Here is a 14,849-nt window from a genome sequence, read left to right as displayed (position 1 = left end):
TCTCAAGGTCACGCGGATGCGGCGGCGGTCGATGCGGATGCGGGTGCGGGTGCCTGTGCCGGGGTGAGGATGCCGGCGAGGGCGTCGCGGATCAGCTCTTCATCGAGCGGCTCGTCGTGGATCTGCGCGTGCCAGAGTACGCCGTCGATGAAGACGGCTGCTGCCCTGGCTCGGTCGAGTCCGTGAACGGGGGCCATGAATCCGACGACCTCGTCGGACCACTGGCGGGCGAACGCACGGACGCGGGGGTCGTGCACGGCGGCCGTGACGACGGCCCGGTCGGCGTGAACGGCGCGGGCGTCGTCGAGCCCCTGACGCACGAGTCGCGCGATGCCCTCGGGCGTCACGCCTCCCGCGATCACCGCCCGCCTGGTCTCGTCGATGCGCGTCTGGATCTCGGCGGCGAGAGCCCCGAGAGCGGCGTCGCGGAGGTCGTCGAGCGTCGCGAAGTACTGGGTCGTCGCTCCGAGGGGAACGTCGGCGCGTGCGGCGACCTTGCGGTGCGTGAGGGCGTCGACGCCGACTTCGATGATGAGTTCGGCGGCAGCCGTGACGATCGCGAGTCGTCGCGCCTCGGGGTCGCGGCGGCGCCGGGTTCCCTCGCTCATCCGACCTCCTGTACGGGCGTACATGTACGTTTGTACATCTTGCCAGTCGAAGCTGGGGATTCGCCCGGCGCGTCAGCCCCACGGCATCCCCGCCCCGCCGCCTCCCCGCGCCGCCGCCTCCCCGCGCCGCCGCCGCTCCGGAGCGCCGACGCCGTGCGTTGCCGCCGAGGCGACCACATCCCGACGTCGCTAACTGACGACCTCGGCGGGAACATACGACGTCGGCGATCGCCTTCGGGGCGGCGGGGCGGCGCGGCGGCGCGAAGGGGGCAGGCCGGCTCAGGCGGCGGAGACCTCCACCTGCCCGCGCTCGAAGTACGCCACCAGGTCGGCGTCGAGTTCGGGGACGGCGATCGCCGAGCCGTCGCCGCGCAGCGACTGCGTCGCGAGGATGCCGGCGGCCACCGCCTCGCGGGCAGCGACGGGCGAGGTCTCGGTGAGGCCGCCGTCGCGCACGAACCGCAGGAACTCCGCGACGAGCAGGGCGTCCGCGCCGTCGTGCCCTGCGTCGACCACCTCCGGGACGATGAACGTCTCGTCGGCGTCCGCCGCCCCGCGGTGCCGCCGGTTCCACAGCCGGACCTCGCTGCCGGCCGTGTCGCCGAGGTTCTCGATGCGCCCCTCGGTGCCGATCACGGTGTAGTTGCGCCAGTAGTCCGGCGTGAAGTGGCACTGCTGGTAGGAGGCGAGGATGCCGCCCGACAGCCGCATGTTGACCATCGAGATGTCCTCGACGTCGATCACCGGGTGCAGTCCGGTCAGCGAGGTCGGCGGCCAGTTGTCGATGCTGAACCAGTCCGGCATCCGCTCCCCCCGACGCTCGCGCCGGTCAGTGATCGAGCCGTACACGCTGAGCTCGCCCATCGCCGCGACCTGCTCGGTGTAGGCGCCGGCGAGCCAGTGGATGATGTCGATGTCGTGCGCGCCCTTCTGCAGCAGCAGCCCGGTGGTGCGACGACGGTCGGCGTGCCAGTCCTTGAAGTAGTAGTCGCCGCCGTGACCGACGAAGTGCCGCACCCACACGGCCTTCACGTCGCCGATGCGGCCGTCCTGGATGAGTTCGCGCATGAGCGTGATGACGGGCATGTGCCGCATGTTGTGGCCGATGTAGAGGCGGCTGCCGGTGCGGCGCGCGGCGCGCAGCATGGCGTCGGCGTCGGCGAGGTCGATCGCGAGCGGCTTCTCGCAGAACACCGCGACGCCCGCCTCGAGCGCGCGGATGCTGAGTGCGGCGTGCGTGTCATCGGGGGTCAGCACCATGACGGCATCCACCCCCGAGGCGAGCAGCTCGTCGAGCGACTCGGTGACGAGCGCGTCGGGGAACAGGCGGCGGGCGTCGTCGCGCGCACGCTCCGACGGGTCGCACACGGCAGTGATGCGCGAGCCCTGGCCGGGGCGGTGCACCTCCTCGCGGAGGGTGGCGCGCGCGCCGAAGCCGATGATGCCGATGCTGAGATCCACGGTGTGTCCTTGGGTCGAGAGAGGGATGCGGCGCGCGAGCGTCACCGCGAACGAAGAGCCGGGGCGTCGAGATCGGTCGACGCGCCCCGGAAGAGAGACCACGGGAACTCGTGCACGCGCGGAGCGGAGCCGTCGGGTGCGAGAGCGCGGTCGGTGATGATGCGCGCCTGCCGCGCGAAGAAGTCGGTCGGGCCGACCGTGGTGAGAGTCGGCGCGACGAGCCGTGCGTCCGGGGTGTTGCCGATGCCGATCACCGCGACGTCGTGCGGCACTCGCAGACCCAGCATGTGGGCTGCGTTGATCGCCGCGATCGCCGCGAAGTCGGTCGTCGCGTAGATCGCCTCGGGTCGTTCGCGCCGCGACAGCAGCCCGACGGCCGCCTCGAACGCGCTCGACTGCGAGTCGCCGTACGTCGCGGTCCATGCGGGATCGACGTCGAGACCGGCCGCGGCCATGCGGTCGAGGTACGGCGTGTACCGCGTGACGCGCGTCGGGGCGAGGCGCACCGCGCCCTCCGCCGTGAGGGCGCCGATGCGCGTGTGCCGTTCGAGCAGGTGGTCCATCGCGATCTCGCACCCGGGGATCGCGTCCGAGCGCACGACATCGAACCCGTCCGGGTCGAGCCGCCGCTCGGTGAACACCACGAGCCGCTGCCCGCGCCGCACGAGGTCGCCGAGCTTGCTCACGGCATCCTCGTCGAGCTCGATGCCGTCGAGGTAGGCGACGTCGGACTCGACGCGGTCGAGTGCCGCATGCCAGTCGCCGTCGGCGAGGATCAGCGTCGTGAGCCCGTGCCGATTCGCCTCGACGTTGACGGCGTCGGCGACCGCGAGCGACCACGGGTCGCTGAGCATGTGCAGCGACAGCTGGATCATGCCGGTGCGTCCGGTGCGGATCGCGCGGGCGGCGCTGTTGGGCCGGTAGTTCAGCTCCTCGGCCGCCGCGAGCACCTTCGCGGCGGTGGCCTCTGCGACCCCCGCGCCGGACGACGATCCCGATCGACCGGAGAACACGTACGACACGGTCGCGGTCGAGACGCCCGCCCGTTCCGCCACCATCCGCAGCGTGGGGCGTCGGGGTGTGTGCTGTCTGCGCTCGGTCATGTCAGCCCTTCGATCCGCTGAACGCGATGCCCTGGATGAACTGCCGCTGCAGGATCATGAACGTCACCAGCATGGGCAGCGTGGCGAGCAGCGCACCGGCCATGAGCACCGGGTAGTCGGTGCCGTGGATGCCGACGAGCTGCGAGAGCCCGACCGACAGCGGCATCCTGGCCGGGTCCGTCGTCACGATCAACGGCCAGAGCAGGTCGTTCCAGGACCACAGCACAGTGACCACCACAAGTGCGATGATGCCAGGCTTCGCGAGCGGAACCATGATGCGCCAGAAGGTCTGCCACGGATTCGCGCCGTCGATGCGCGCGGCCTCTTCGAGCTCGGCGGGCATCGAGAGGAAGAACTGCCGCATGAGGAACGTGCCGAAGGCGCTGAAGATGCCGGGCACGATGAGCGCCTGCAGCGTATTAAGCCAGCCCAGCGCCTGGATGATCTCGTACTGCGGCAGCAGGTAGAGCTGCGAGGGCACCATGAGCACCGAGAGGAACACGACGAACAGCGCGTTGCGACCGGGGAACGGGATGCGCGCGAACGCGTACCCGGCCATGGTGCACAGCACGACCTGGCCCACCGTGCGGCCGACCGTGAGCAGCACCGAGTTCGCGAACATCTGCGCGAACGGCATCGAGTCGAAGACCTCGGCGAAGTTCGTGAACACCCATTCGCGCGGCAGGATGCTCGGCGGCACCTGCACCGAGTCGGACAGCGTCTTGAACGAGGTCAGCAGCTGCCAGACGAACGGGAACACCATGAGCACGGCGCCGATGATGAGCACGAGGTGCACGATCCAGAGGCCGCGGTTCTTCGGCTTCCCGGCTCGGGTGCCGGAGCGGCCGGGGGCTGCCCCCACGACGGCGCGTGTGTCGAGCGAGACGTCACTCATAGTGCACCCACTTCTTCTGCAGACGGAACTGCACGATCGTCAGCACCAGGATGATGAGCAGCAGCAGGAACGCGACGGCCGCCGCGTAGCCCCGGTCGTTGTCGAGGAACCCCGCTTCGTAGAAGAGGTAGACCACGGTGCGGGTGTTCGGCATGGCCGGGTTGCTGCGCCCGAGCATCATGTAGACGAGGTCGAACACCTGCAGGGCGCCGATCACGCTGATGACGCTCACGAAGAAGATCGAGGGCGACAGCAGCGGGATCGTGATGGAGAAGAACTTGCGCACGGGGCCGGCGCCGTCGAGGTCGGCGGCCTCCATGATCGTGTCCGGGATGCCCTGCAGCCCCGCGAGGAAGATCACGATGTTCGTGCCGAGTCCCGCCCAGATGCCGACCACGGCGATCGCGACGAGAGCCGTGTTCGGGTCGGTGAGCCAGCTGCGACCGTCGATCCCGACGGCGCCGAGCGCCGCGTTCAGCACGCCGTAGTCGCCGTTGTAGATCATGCGCCACACCAGGGCGATCGCCGCGGGCATGGTCACCACGGGGATGAAGTACAGCGTGCGGTAGGCGCTGCGCCCCTTGAGGCCGGTCGTGTTGAGGAGAGCGGCGATCGCGACCGCGAGCGGGATGCCGATCAGCGCGATCACCGTGTACAACGCGGTGTTGCGGAGAGCGCCGAGGAGTTCCGGGTCCTGGAACAGCCGCGCGTAGTTGTCGATCCCGACCCACTCCGAGCCGCCGAAGGGCCCGGACTTCGTGAACGAGATGAGCAGTGTGCGCACGGTCGGCCACAGGTAGAACGCGGCGATGCCGACGGCCGTGGGGCCGAGGAACACCAGCGCCCACCAGGGCGAGGCGCCGGGGCTGCGCCGCCGGCGGCGGATGCCGGGGCGCGGGGGCTCCGGCATCCGCTCGGCCTGCACGGCTTCGCGGGAGGCGACGACGGTCATGAGAGGGTCACTTCTGCTCGGCGTCCAGCGCCGCCTGCATCTTCTCGGCGAGGTCTTTCAGGCCCGCCTTCGGCGTGACCGCGCCCGACCAGACCTGCGACAGCACCTCGCTCTCGATGCTCGTCCACGCCGAGGTGTTGGTCGACACGGGGTAGGGCACCGCGGTGTCGAGCGCGTCGATGTAGACCTGCAGGTCGTACTGCGGCAGGGCGTCGACCCAGGCGTCCTGCGTGCCGTCGAAGGCGGGGATCACCGTGCCGGTCTCGGCCTGGATCTTCGCGGCCTGCTCGCCGCTCGCGAACGCCGCGAACGCCTTCGCCTCGGCCAGGTGCGCGCTCTTCGCGTTGGCGACGTTGCCGACGCCGTGGATCACGCTCTGGTTGCCCTCGGGCCCGGCCGGAAGGGGTGCGACGTCGACCTTGTCGGCGATGTCGGCGTTGCCCCCGTAGGCGATCGCCGCCCAGGAGCCGTTCTGGAACATCGCGACCTTGCCCGAGAGGAACATGTCCTCGGGGTTGGTGTCGGTCATCTGCTGTGCGGTGGGCGAGGACCCCGCCGCGATGAGGTCGGTCCACAGCTCGATGCCCTCGAGCGCCTCGGGGCTGTCATAGCCGGTCTTCGTGCCGTCGGCCGAGATGACCTCGCCGCCCGCCTGGGCGATCGAGTCGTAGAAGTTCTCCTGGCCGTACTGGCTCGCGGCGACGCCGTACTGACCGGTCGCGGGATCGGTGAGCGCCGCGGCCGCGGCGGTGAAATCGTCCCACGTCCAGCCGGCGGAAGGGTAGGCGACGCCGGCCGCGTCGAAGAGCTCCTTGTTGTACCAGACCGCGACGGTGTCGAAGTCCTTCGGGGCGCCGTACAGTTTCCCGTCGTACGTGTAGAGGTCGATCAGGCCCTCGGGGTAGTCGGCGGCATCCACTCCCGCATCGTCGAGCGGGGCGAGCTGGCCGTTCGCGGCGTAGAGCTGGAAGTTCGGGCCGTTCATCCAGAACACGTCGGCGGCGGATCCTCCGGTCGCTGCGGTCTGCAGCTTGGTGAAGTACTCCTTGTACGGCGTGACCTGGATGTCGATCGTGACGTTCGGGTTCTCCTTCTCGAACGCGGCGGCGATCTCCTCCATCGCGGGCTTCTGGTTCTCGTCCCAGATCGCGTAGCTGAGGGTCACGTCACCGCCGGAGGAGGCGTCGCCGCCCGCGGAGGACGAGCAGGCGCTGAGCGCGAGGACGGCGACCGCAGAGGCGGCGAAAGCGCCGAGGACGCGGCGGGAGGTGCGGGGCATCGGTGTCTCCTTCGACAGGTGGTGCGTGAGGGGAATCGGGGTGTTAAACGATTAACAGTTAAACGATTAGCAAGGAGACTAACCCGGCGACCCCGGGCTGCGCAAGCATCGCGTTCGCGAGGGAGCATGTTCACGCCGACGCACCCACTTACCGACGCACGGAAGTGGCCGACTCGACGGGAACATGCTCCGTCGGCGGCGGGCCTGCGGCCGGCCGCAGGCCGCCGGCGCGTCAGAACTGCGCGCCGAGCAGCATCCCGAGCGCGGCCGCGACCAGGCCGAGCACCAGCATCCCCACCGCGTTGAAGACGGATGCCGGGCGCTCGCCGTCGCGCCACAGCGCCACCGTGTCGAGCATCGCGGTGCTGAAGGTCGTATACCCCCCGAGCAGCCCCGCCCCGAGCAGGAAGGCCTCGTCGGGCAGCGCCGTCGTGACGAGCCCGAGCGCGAAGGAGCCGGTGAGGTTCACGATGAAGATGCCCCAGGGGAAGCGTCGGCCGACGAGCGACCCGACCCCGATGTCGACGGCGTACCGGAGAGCGGCTCCCACCCCTCCGGCGAGCGCTGCCCCGAGGAACAGCAACGAGCTCATGACGCGGCCTCCGGCATCGAGCCCGCGCTGCGCGCACGTCCGAGCCGCAGACCGAGCGCGGCGGCGGCGAGACCGAGCACGAGACTCGCGACCGCGTAGACCACGGCGAGCGCGGGCGCCGCCTCCCAGAGCCCCACAGTGCCGGTCATGAACGCGCTGTACGTCGTGAACCCACCGAGCACGCCGGTACCGAGCAGCACCCGCAGGTCGGTCGTCGACGGCAGTCGCGCGGCGAGGAGACCGATCAGGAACGACCCCACGATGTTCACGGTGAACGTCGCGATGGGGAAGCCGCCGGCATCCGGGATCCACAGGCCCAGCGCGAGCCGTGCCGCCGTGCCGACGGTGCCCCCGAGGAAGACGAGGAGCAGGCGGCGGAAGGTCACCCGGCCACTCTAGCCCTGCGTCTCGGCGCGCCTTCTCCTCCGCGGGGATCCTGTCAACCGGGTGTTCTCGACCGCAGAGAGGACGAGGATGGACGCCATGCATCCGCTGTGGAAGGTCGGCCGCACCCCGCCCGTCGGTACGCCGTTCGAGCCGGGAGGCCGCCACGACGCGATCGTGGTCGGCGCCGGGATCACGGGACTCACGACCGCGGTCATGCTCGCTCGAGCGGGTCTCGACGTCGCAGTGGTCGACGCGGGCGGGGTCGGCGAGCTCGCGACGGGCGGCAACACGGGCAAGCTGTCGGCCCTGCAGGGAACCCGGCTCGCGGTGATCCGGCGCCATCATCCGGCGTCGCTCGTGCAGGCGTACGTCGACGCCAATCTCGCCGGCATGGAGTGGCTGCTCGAGTTCGCCGACCACGCGCAGGTCACCTACGAGCGCCGCACCGACCACACCTACGCGCAGACCGCGGCCGGTCTCGAATCCGTGCGGGCCCAGCATGCGGCGGCGCGCGAGGCCGGACTCCCGACACGGATGCTGACGGGCGGCGAGCTGTCGGAAGCGTTCCCGGCGGCCGGCGCAGTGGCGCTCGACGATCAGGTGACGATCGACCCGATGCAGGTATGCGTCGCCCTCGCACAGGAGTTCATCGCTGCCGGGGGCACGCTGCACACCGGCATCCGGGTCACGGCGACCCATGCCCTGCCCGACGCGCACGTGACGACCGCAGCCGGAGCGCTGTTCGCCGACCACATCGTGCTCGCGACCGGCACGCCGATCACCGACCGCGGACTGTACTTCGCCAAGACGCGGGGGCTGCGGTCGTACTGCGTGTCGTTCCGTGTGCCGGGCGACACCCCGTCGGCGACCTTCATCTCGGCCGACGATCCGACGCGGTCGATCCGTCCGGTCTCGCGCGCGGACGGCCCGGACGACGGCTCGACCCTCGTCGTCGGCGGCAACGGGCATCCGGTCGGGCGCTCCGACGGCGAACGTGCCGCCGTCGACGACCTCATCGCCTGGACGCAGCGGTTCTTCCCCGGAGCCGAGGAGACGCATCGCTGGTCGGCGCAGGACTACGAGTCGCACAACCTCCTGCCCTTCGTGGGCGCGATGCCGCGCGGGCTCGGTGCCGTGCGCTTCGCGACGGGCTACGGCAAGTGGGGCCTGTCGAACGCGCCGGCCGCCGCACTGCGCCTCACGGCCGAGATCCTCGGAGCGCACTGGCGCGACCGACCGGGGTGGATGGTGAAGATCGGCACGCGCCTCACGGTGCCCGCCGACCTCGCGCGCGGCGCCACCGAGGGCCTGAAGGTCGCGACCGCCGCCACGACCGGCTGGATGGATGCCGAGACCCGGCCCGTGCCGGTCGCCGCGCCCGCTGAGGGAGAAGGCGTCGTCGCGCACCGCGGCGGCCGCCCCGTCGGCATCTCGACCGTCGGCGGCGTCACCCGGGCCGTCGACGCGGTGTGCCCGCACCTGGGCGGGGTGCTCGCCTGGAACGACGCCGACTGCTCCTGGGACTGCTCCCTGCACGCTTCGCGCTTCACCGCCGACGGCACCCGCATCGAAGGTCCGGCGCTCCGCGACCTGAAGGCGCTGCCCCGCACTAGCGACGGCTGACGTTCAGCGGTAGTCATTCCGATCGATCGACGCGTCATATGCATCGCGTCCGAGATTCGTGTTCCAGATCCGGCGAGGCGGGGTCGGCCGTAGGCTGCCGCCGGACTTGGTGCCTTCCTCCTCATGACGGGGGTTGAACCACGCGACTGTCTCGATCCTGCCGTATCGTTCCGGATCGCGATGCCGCCTGTCATGCAGTTCATCGAGCACCGGAACCAGGTCTGTGTCGCGACTGGCGAGAATGACGAGATCGATGTCGGTCCGCTCCGACTCGTGGATGGCGGCGAGGGCGCACAGAACGTCGATCCCCTTCTCCTGCCCGCGGCCTTCCGGCTCCTTCTTGCCATGCACGTCTACTATCGGGCGGCCGTTCGCTCCGGACCGGTACCGGTACTTGAGATCGCGGAGTTCGACGATCGCGCCGTCGTTCGACCACTGTCGCTGCTGATCGAGGCACCGACGATTCTGCTCCCAGTCATGATCGACGTGCGGCAGGCCACGGAACACACGGACGCAGGCAAGTGCCGCGTGCGGGAAGCCATCACGTTGCCGCGCATTTCGTTCGACGAGAGACCGACGCGCGAATTGCACCGGATGGATAAGCGAGTCATGGCGATCCCCACGCGGGTTGAAGACATCGTGGGCAGTGAGATGGACGTTCTGATAGTCGATGATGACGGCGGCATTCAACACAGCGAACTACCCCAGGTAGAAAAATCCCCGCCAATCCGGAGACGGCGGGGAACAAGAGCTCCTTTATATCACGCGAGATCGCTTATCGAGAAGGGGCCCCGAGAGATACTCCAGTGTTCCGATACTCAGCGCTGCGCGTCGGCGGGCGGCTCGTCCCATCCCTGCTGCGGGGTCTCGCAGGTCTCGCGGAACACGTACTGCGACGCGAGCTTGCGCTGGTGGCTCGACCAGTCGATCGCGGGGCGGCGCTGCTCGGGAGGCAGGTATCCGAGCCGGTAGACGGCCATGAGCTCGAGGTCGTCGGGCACGTGCAGCAGGTCGATGATCTCCTCCCACCGGCCGGGAACCTCCATGGGGAACGAGATGAACTGGATGCCCATCCCGAGCTCGACCGTCGTGAGCCACACGTTCTCCATCGCGGCGCCCATGCTGAACACGGAGTAGAACGACGACAGCTGCCCCGGGCGGTACTCGCTGCGGTCGAGCATGACGCCGAGCAGCAGCGGCGACCCCGCCACGAGCTTGTGGTTCTCCTCGCCGAGGGTCTTCGGCACGCCGAACGTGTTCATGAGCTTCTGCCCGCGCTTCGTGAACACCTGGCTCGTGAACGGCCGGAGCGCCGCGGGGAGCTTGTCGAACAGCATCCCGCTGCGCTTCTCCTCCATCTCGGCCTGGCTGAAGCGGAAGTACGGCTTGTAGCGCTCGAAGAACGTGCCGTTCGACATCGCCTCGGTCATGCTCTCGCCCGAGATGCGCGCGATGCGGTCGATCGTGCCGCGGTCTTCGATCACGACGAACCGCCACGGCTGGCTGTTCAGCTGCGAGGGCGCACGGCCCGCCGCCTCGAGCAGGATGCGCTGATGCTCCTCCGACACCGGATCGGGCAGGAACGGGCCGTTCGTGGTCTTGCGGCGGCGGATGACATCGAGCAGTTCCATGCGTTCACTTCCGGTCGGAGGGGATGCGCGCGCTCACGAGGCCCGCGACGACGAAGGGCGCCGCGGCGAGCGCCGTGAGCGGATGCCGGCGCGTGTGCGTGCCGAGGTACGGGATGGCCGCGAGCGGCGCGAGCGACGGGGCGAGGGATGCCGCGGCACGGCGACTCGCACGCCGCGGTCGAGCCCAGACCGCGGCGCTCACGGCGGCGACGGTCAGGGCGCAGGTCGCGATGTAGAGCGCGTGGTGCACCCAGCGGAAGTTCCGCGTGTCGACGACCCGGGTGGCGACGGCGGTGCCGAGCGCGGCGTTCGCACCGTATGCGACGGCGGCCGCGACGAACAGCGGTGCCGCGTTCGTGCGCTCCCGGCGGTGGGTCATGGCACGACCCTACGCCCGGGTGCCGCATCCGGCTCGGCTCTTGCGGCGCGTGCGCGTGTTCGGTACGGGTTCGGGCGGAGGGCGGCGCGTTTCGTCTCGCTTCGCTCGCTCAACGACCAGGGGCCGCACCCCCGGTCGTTGAGCGAGGAGCGGAGCGACGAGACGAAACGCGTCACCTTACAGGTGCGCGTCGGCGTAGACGCGGAGCGCATCGCGCACGAACTCGGCGCCCTGCGTGCCACCGGCGGACGTCGCGTAGTTCGCGCCAAAGCGCGGGTCGGCGACGTACATCTCGCCGAGCCCGATCACGTATGCCTTGACGTCACCGCCGGGCACGGATGCCGGGGTGCCGGGGATGCCGGTCAGCCACTCGACGTGACGACGAGCGATCGCCTGAGCGTCTGCGGATGCCGGGTCGACACCGCTCTCCGCGGCGGCGATCCAGTCGCGACCGAGGTCGGACACACGCTGCTGCCACTCGGCGCGCTCGGCATCCGTCATCCCCCGCCACCAGCGGTCGCCGTCGGCGTAGGCCTGGCGGCCCCAGCGCTGCTCGACCTCGTCCTTGTACTGCGTGTGGTCGAAGCCGTCGAACATGTTCTCTGCCATGAGTTCTTCACCTCCTCTCAATGCCGTGATGGTGTTCTCGACCGACGCGATCTGCCGCGCCAGTCGACTCTGCTCCTCGCGCAGCAGCGCGAGGTGGGTCTCGAGGGCGGACGCCTCGGCGACCTCCCCCGCGGCGGGCCTCAGCACCTCCGCGATCTGCGGCAGCCCGAGCCCGAGGTCGCGCAGCAACAGGATGCGCTGCAGCCGCACGAGGGCGGACTCGTCGTAGTGCCGGTAGCCGTTGTGCGCGATGCGCGTGGGCGTGAGCAGACCGATGTCGTCGTAGTGACGCAGCGTTCTGCTGGTGGTTCCTGCGAGGCGTGCGATCTCCTGGATCGACCAGTCCCGACCGGTCATCATCGCCTCCTTCCGTGGCGTCCGTCGTTCGATGACTCCACGGTAAAGGTTGACGTTACGTCAATGTCAAGCCCTGTTCTCTGGTCCTAAATCAGATGTCGGTATTATGCAGTCATTTGACTAGTCAAACGCCCCATACGCATGTCATTCTCGGTGTCTCAACGACAAGACGGAGGTGGGTATATGTCCCTGATGGCAATGGTCGAGCCGACCCTCGTGAAGCGACGGGCACAGGATGCACTCGATGAGGCGATCCTGCGGCTGGACGCCTGGTGGCTGGTGGTGATCGCGGCGATCCTCGTGTTCGGTGTCGCGTTCCTCGCCGCGCTGGCGATGTGGTGCTTCTTCTCGAACGGGGGTCGAAAGTTCACCGGGAACTGGAAGTGGGGCAAGAGCGGCGTGTCCGTGTGGATCGAATGCGTCTGACCCCTCGCCGCTTCCGCGCATCGACGTCGATGCGCGGAAGCGGTACCGATTCACCTGCCACCGCGAGCCTCCTCGAGGTGTCGTCCCTCTCGTTCGCGTACTCGAAGCGCGCACCGGTGCTCCGCGATGTCTCCTTCGCCGTCGAGCGCGGCGAGCGGGTGGGCTTGGTGGGACCGAACGGCTCCGGCAAGTCGACACTGATTCGTCTCGTCGCCGATCTCCTGCAGATCGGCGACGGCGGCATCCGCATCGCCGGCCGCCCGCACCGTGATCGCACGTCGCGGGAGCAGTTGGCCTACATCGCCAGCAACGACAACCTGCCGCAGTTCCTCACGGGCGTCGAGTACATCGATCTCCTGCATCGCCTCTACCACCACCGGCCGGACCCCGCCCGCCTCGACGACCTGCTCTCGCGATACCAGCTGACCTCCCGGGCCGGCGACCTGATCGAGGACTACTCCCACGGGATGCGGAAGAAGATCCAGCTCGTCGCGACGCTCCTCCTCGACCGACCGCTCACCGTGATCGATGAGACGCTCAACGGCGTCGACGTCGACGCCCTCTTCGAGTTCGAGACGGATGCCGGGGCGCTCGACTCCTCCCGCGCTCTGCTGCTGTGCAGTCATGACTTCCGATTGCTGGAAGCGGTGTGCGACCGCATCATCGTGCTGTGCCACGGGGAGATCGTGTTCGACCTGCCGATGGACCGCCTCCGTGCGGGCTACGGGTCGGTCGCCGCCCTCGTGAGACACGCGATCGACCTGTCGCGACCGACGGCCGCGACATGACCCCGTCGTTCCAGCTTGCCCGCTTCCTCGCGGTCTTCCTCGTCAGGCGGGTACTCCGCCGGGGCGTCCTCCGCTCCCGCGGCATCCGATGGTTCCTCCTGGCCCTCGCGCTCGGCGCGTTCCTCGGCTTCTGCGCGTTCGGAGTGGTCACCCTGGGTCAGCTCATCGAGGATCCCGCGCACCTGCGACCGCTGCTCCGCGTGGTCGGCACGTCGACGCCGCTCTGGGTCCTCACCCTGTTCACCGTCGTCCGCGTACTGTTCCTGCGATCGAGCGACCTCGTGGAGCTCACCTTCTCATTCCCGCTCACGAACCGTGCTCGCACCCTCGGGTTCCTGCTGTTCGAGGCGATGATCGTCGGGATCGGCGTCACGATGACTCTGGGTGCGCTGATCGCGGGCACGGTGTCGATCGGCGGGGTCGGCGTGATCGGCGACATCCTCGCCTGTCTCGTGATGCCGGCCGCGGTCGCGTACCTCCTCGCGAGCATCTATCACCTCGCGATCGAGCGACTGCTGATGCGCGCACGACTTGCACGGCTGCGCGCCTTCCTCGTGCCGGTGATCCTGGCCGCCACCCTCGCGGCCGTGTCCGTCGGGGTGTCGTCGCAGGCAGAGCCGGTGCTGTTCGCCGCGGTCGGTCAAGGGCCGCCCACGTTCGCGCCGCAACTCGTGTTCGCCGACATCGCCGCGACTCTCGGCCCGATCGTCGCGACCGCCGCCTGGCTCACGGTGATGGTCGTGCTCGTCTGCGCGGTCTGTGCGACGGCCCCCCGACAGTTCGACCCGAGCCGCCGTTTCGTGATCCTGCCGCGTCTTCTCGGCGGCTCCGAGTTCTCGGGCTATCTCGCCGCACACCTTCGCGCCATCGAGACCATCACGGTGTGCGGCATCGCCGTCGCCGGGTCGTACGCCCTGCTCCTCGCCGACGTCCGGCTCCCGCCCGTGCTCCTGCTCGCCGTCGGCGTGCAGTCCGTCTACGCCTACGTCGCCACCGAGCCGATCCGTGCATCCGGACCTCGACGGCACGCCCCTGCCGTTCGCTACCTGCTGATGCTCGGTCCGCAGATCGTCACGCTCGCACTCGTCGCGGTGCCGGTCTGCGCGATGTCCGCGCTGACCGGGGCCCGATGTGACGAGATCCTCGCGGTCCTCGGCTTCGCCGTCTCGAACATCGTGGTCCTGACACTCGCCGGGATCGCCTTCCCACCGGAGAAGGGCAACCCGTTCTCGGTGATCGCCGGCATCGCGATCGCCGGCCTCGCCGTCGGGACGATCACCCTGGGCAGCAACCTCCTGGGTCTCCCCGCTCCGTTCACGGCCGGTCTCATGCTCGCGCTGACATTGCTCGCCGTCGTTCTCTCCATCACCGGGATGGATCGGATAGAAAGGACCGCTCGACATGAAGTGGTTGTTTAGGACCTCGATCGCCGCCGTCGGAGCGCTCGTCGCGACCGCGGGTGGCGCCGTCGCCACGGCCATCTGGCTCATGTTCGCCGAGGGGGATGCCGAGGGCCGCCGCCTCGGATTCTTCGGCGCGGTGTTCGTCGAGGTGCAGCAGAGCCTCGACGGCACGACGCAGCTCGGCGCGGGGATCGCGCAGCCACTGCCCCTCATCCTCAGCGTCGTGGTCGTGACGGGGCTGATCCTCGCGGTGTTCGCGACCCACGATGCACTGCTGGAGAGGAAGCGGCAACTGCTGGCCGGCGCCGACCGTACGATCGCTCCACGCGACGTGTGACCGCAAGCAGCGCGATGCA

Annotated in this window: 17 protein-coding genes; 5 read left to right on the top strand and 12 right to left on the bottom strand. The window is 69.4% G+C overall.

What is annotated here, in order from left to right:
- Positions 1-8 precede the first annotated feature (8 nt).
- From ACIPYT_RS06760 to ACIPYT_RS06725, 8 genes are all read right to left on the bottom strand, one after another.
- Complete coding sequence (locus tag ACIPYT_RS06760; RefSeq protein WP_401071891.1) at positions 9-608, bottom strand: TetR/AcrR family transcriptional regulator; 600 nt, start codon at positions 606-608, stop codon at positions 9-11.
- A gap of 279 nt (positions 609-887) precedes the next feature.
- Positions 888-2,069 (bottom strand): Gfo/Idh/MocA family protein, encoded by a 1,182-nt coding sequence (locus ACIPYT_RS06755; RefSeq protein ID WP_401071889.1) that lies wholly within the window; start codon positions 2,067-2,069, stop codon positions 888-890.
- Positions 2,070-2,110: 41 nt separating this feature from the next.
- Positions 2,111-3,172, bottom strand: coding sequence for a LacI family DNA-binding transcriptional regulator (locus ACIPYT_RS06750; protein ID WP_401071887.1), 1,062 nt, complete (start codon positions 3,170-3,172; stop codon positions 2,111-2,113).
- Between the two features lies 1 nt (position 3,173).
- Positions 3,174-4,067, bottom strand: coding sequence for a carbohydrate ABC transporter permease (locus tag ACIPYT_RS06745; protein WP_401071885.1), 894 nt, complete (start codon positions 4,065-4,067; stop codon positions 3,174-3,176).
- Positions 4,060-5,019 carry a carbohydrate ABC transporter permease gene (locus ACIPYT_RS06740; RefSeq protein WP_401071883.1) on the bottom strand — a complete coding sequence of 320 codons (960 nt, stop codon included), beginning with the start codon at positions 5,017-5,019 and terminating at the stop codon, positions 4,060-4,062. Before ACIPYT_RS06740 ends, ACIPYT_RS06745 begins: the two co-directional genes overlap by 8 nt.
- A gap of 7 nt (positions 5,020-5,026) precedes the next feature.
- A complete protein-coding gene (locus ACIPYT_RS06735; protein ID WP_401071881.1) occupies positions 5,027-6,298 on the bottom strand; it encodes an ABC transporter substrate-binding protein in 1,272 nt (423 codons plus the stop codon).
- 232 nt (positions 6,299-6,530) lie between these two features.
- Complete coding sequence (locus ACIPYT_RS06730; RefSeq protein ID WP_401071879.1) at positions 6,531-6,890, bottom strand: fluoride efflux transporter FluC; 360 nt, start codon at positions 6,888-6,890, stop codon at positions 6,531-6,533.
- Positions 6,887-7,276: a fluoride efflux transporter FluC gene (locus tag ACIPYT_RS06725; protein WP_401071877.1), complete on the bottom strand. Its 390-nt coding sequence runs from the start codon at positions 7,274-7,276 to the stop codon at positions 6,887-6,889. The genes ACIPYT_RS06730 and ACIPYT_RS06725 overlap by 4 nt, the downstream gene beginning before the upstream one ends.
- 97 nt (positions 7,277-7,373) lie before the next feature.
- Between ACIPYT_RS06725 and ACIPYT_RS06720 the strand changes: the two genes are divergently transcribed.
- Positions 7,374-8,900, top strand: a complete 1,527-nt coding sequence (locus ACIPYT_RS06720; protein WP_401071875.1) for an FAD-dependent oxidoreductase — start codon at positions 7,374-7,376, stop codon at positions 8,898-8,900.
- Between the two features lie 3 nt (positions 8,901-8,903).
- Here ACIPYT_RS06720 and ACIPYT_RS06715 read toward each other — a convergent pair whose 3' ends face one another.
- The 4 genes from ACIPYT_RS06715 to ACIPYT_RS06700 all read right to left on the bottom strand — a co-directional run bounded on the left by ACIPYT_RS06715 (position 8,904) and on the right by ACIPYT_RS06700 (position 11,876).
- The gene (locus tag ACIPYT_RS06715) at positions 8,904-9,593 is read right to left on the bottom strand and encodes a hypothetical protein (protein WP_401071873.1); all 690 of its coding nucleotides are present in this window, start codon (positions 9,591-9,593) and stop codon (positions 8,904-8,906) included.
- Between the two features lie 125 nt (positions 9,594-9,718).
- A complete protein-coding gene (locus tag ACIPYT_RS06710) occupies positions 9,719-10,531 on the bottom strand; it encodes a nitroreductase family protein (protein ID WP_401071871.1) in 813 nt (270 codons plus the stop codon).
- A gap of 4 nt (positions 10,532-10,535) precedes the next feature.
- Positions 10,536-10,910 carry a hypothetical protein gene (locus ACIPYT_RS06705; RefSeq protein ID WP_401071869.1) on the bottom strand — a complete coding sequence of 125 codons (375 nt, stop codon included), beginning with the start codon at positions 10,908-10,910 and terminating at the stop codon, positions 10,536-10,538.
- A gap of 177 nt (positions 10,911-11,087) precedes the next feature.
- Positions 11,088-11,876, bottom strand: coding sequence for a MerR family transcriptional regulator (locus ACIPYT_RS06700; RefSeq protein WP_401071867.1), 789 nt, complete (start codon positions 11,874-11,876; stop codon positions 11,088-11,090).
- A 183-nt stretch (positions 11,877-12,059) separates the two neighbouring features.
- Here ACIPYT_RS06700 and ACIPYT_RS06695 point away from each other — a divergent pair, with 183 nt between their 5' ends.
- From ACIPYT_RS06695 to ACIPYT_RS06680, 4 genes are all read left to right on the top strand, one after another.
- On the top strand, positions 12,060-12,302 hold the full coding sequence (locus tag ACIPYT_RS06695; RefSeq protein WP_401071865.1) for a hypothetical protein: 243 nt from the start codon (positions 12,060-12,062) through the stop codon (positions 12,300-12,302).
- A 77-nt stretch (positions 12,303-12,379) separates the two neighbouring features.
- Positions 12,380-13,090: an ATP-binding cassette domain-containing protein gene (locus ACIPYT_RS06690; RefSeq protein WP_401071863.1), complete on the top strand. Its 711-nt coding sequence runs from the start codon at positions 12,380-12,382 to the stop codon at positions 13,088-13,090.
- Complete coding sequence (locus ACIPYT_RS06685) at positions 13,087-14,508, top strand: hypothetical protein (protein ID WP_401071861.1); 1,422 nt, start codon at positions 13,087-13,089, stop codon at positions 14,506-14,508. The genes ACIPYT_RS06690 and ACIPYT_RS06685 overlap by 4 nt, the downstream gene beginning before the upstream one ends.
- Entirely contained in the window at positions 14,492-14,830 is a 339-nt protein-coding gene (locus ACIPYT_RS06680) for a hypothetical protein (RefSeq protein ID WP_401071859.1), read from the top strand. Before ACIPYT_RS06685 ends, ACIPYT_RS06680 begins: the two co-directional genes overlap by 17 nt.
- Positions 14,831-14,849 lie beyond the last annotated feature (19 nt).

Source organism: Microbacterium sp. NPDC089695, assembly GCF_044749085.1.
In the GTDB taxonomy this organism is placed as follows: domain Bacteria; phylum Actinomycetota; class Actinomycetes; order Actinomycetales; family Microbacteriaceae; genus Microbacterium.
Note: the sequence above shows the minus strand (reverse complement) of the source record. Positions and strands in the feature narration are given on the sequence as shown.

Excerpts from the sequence above, each read along its gene's own strand:
- ACIPYT_RS06760 (WP_401071891.1), bottom strand. The coding sequence starts at position 608 with ATGAGCGAGGGAACCCGGCGCCGCCGCGACCCCGAGGCGCGACGACTC.
- ACIPYT_RS06750 (WP_401071887.1), bottom strand. The coding sequence starts at position 3,172 with ATGACCGAGCGCAGACAGCACACACCCCGACGCCCCACGCTGCGGATG.
- ACIPYT_RS06745 (WP_401071885.1), bottom strand. The coding sequence starts at position 4,067 with ATGAGTGACGTCTCGCTCGACACACGCGCCGTCGTGGGGGCAGCCCCC.
- ACIPYT_RS06740 (WP_401071883.1), bottom strand. The coding sequence starts at position 5,019 with ATGACCGTCGTCGCCTCCCGCGAAGCCGTGCAGGCCGAGCGGATGCCG.
- ACIPYT_RS06735 (WP_401071881.1), bottom strand. The coding sequence starts at position 6,298 with ATGCCCCGCACCTCCCGCCGCGTCCTCGGCGCTTTCGCCGCCTCTGCG.
- ACIPYT_RS06730 (WP_401071879.1), bottom strand. The coding sequence starts at position 6,890 with ATGAGCTCGTTGCTGTTCCTCGGGGCAGCGCTCGCCGGAGGGGTGGGA.
- ACIPYT_RS06720 (WP_401071875.1), top strand. The coding sequence starts at position 7,374 with ATGCATCCGCTGTGGAAGGTCGGCCGCACCCCGCCCGTCGGTACGCCG.
- ACIPYT_RS06710 (WP_401071871.1), bottom strand. The coding sequence starts at position 10,531 with ATGGAACTGCTCGATGTCATCCGCCGCCGCAAGACCACGAACGGCCCG.
- ACIPYT_RS06705 (WP_401071869.1), bottom strand. The coding sequence starts at position 10,910 with ATGACCCACCGCCGGGAGCGCACGAACGCGGCACCGCTGTTCGTCGCG.
- ACIPYT_RS06700 (WP_401071867.1), bottom strand. The coding sequence starts at position 11,876 with ATGACCGGTCGGGACTGGTCGATCCAGGAGATCGCACGCCTCGCAGGA.
- ACIPYT_RS06695 (WP_401071865.1), top strand. The coding sequence starts at position 12,060 with ATGTCCCTGATGGCAATGGTCGAGCCGACCCTCGTGAAGCGACGGGCA.
- ACIPYT_RS06685 (WP_401071861.1), top strand. The coding sequence starts at position 13,087 with ATGACCCCGTCGTTCCAGCTTGCCCGCTTCCTCGCGGTCTTCCTCGTC.
- ACIPYT_RS06680 (WP_401071859.1), top strand. The coding sequence starts at position 14,492 with ATGAAGTGGTTGTTTAGGACCTCGATCGCCGCCGTCGGAGCGCTCGTC.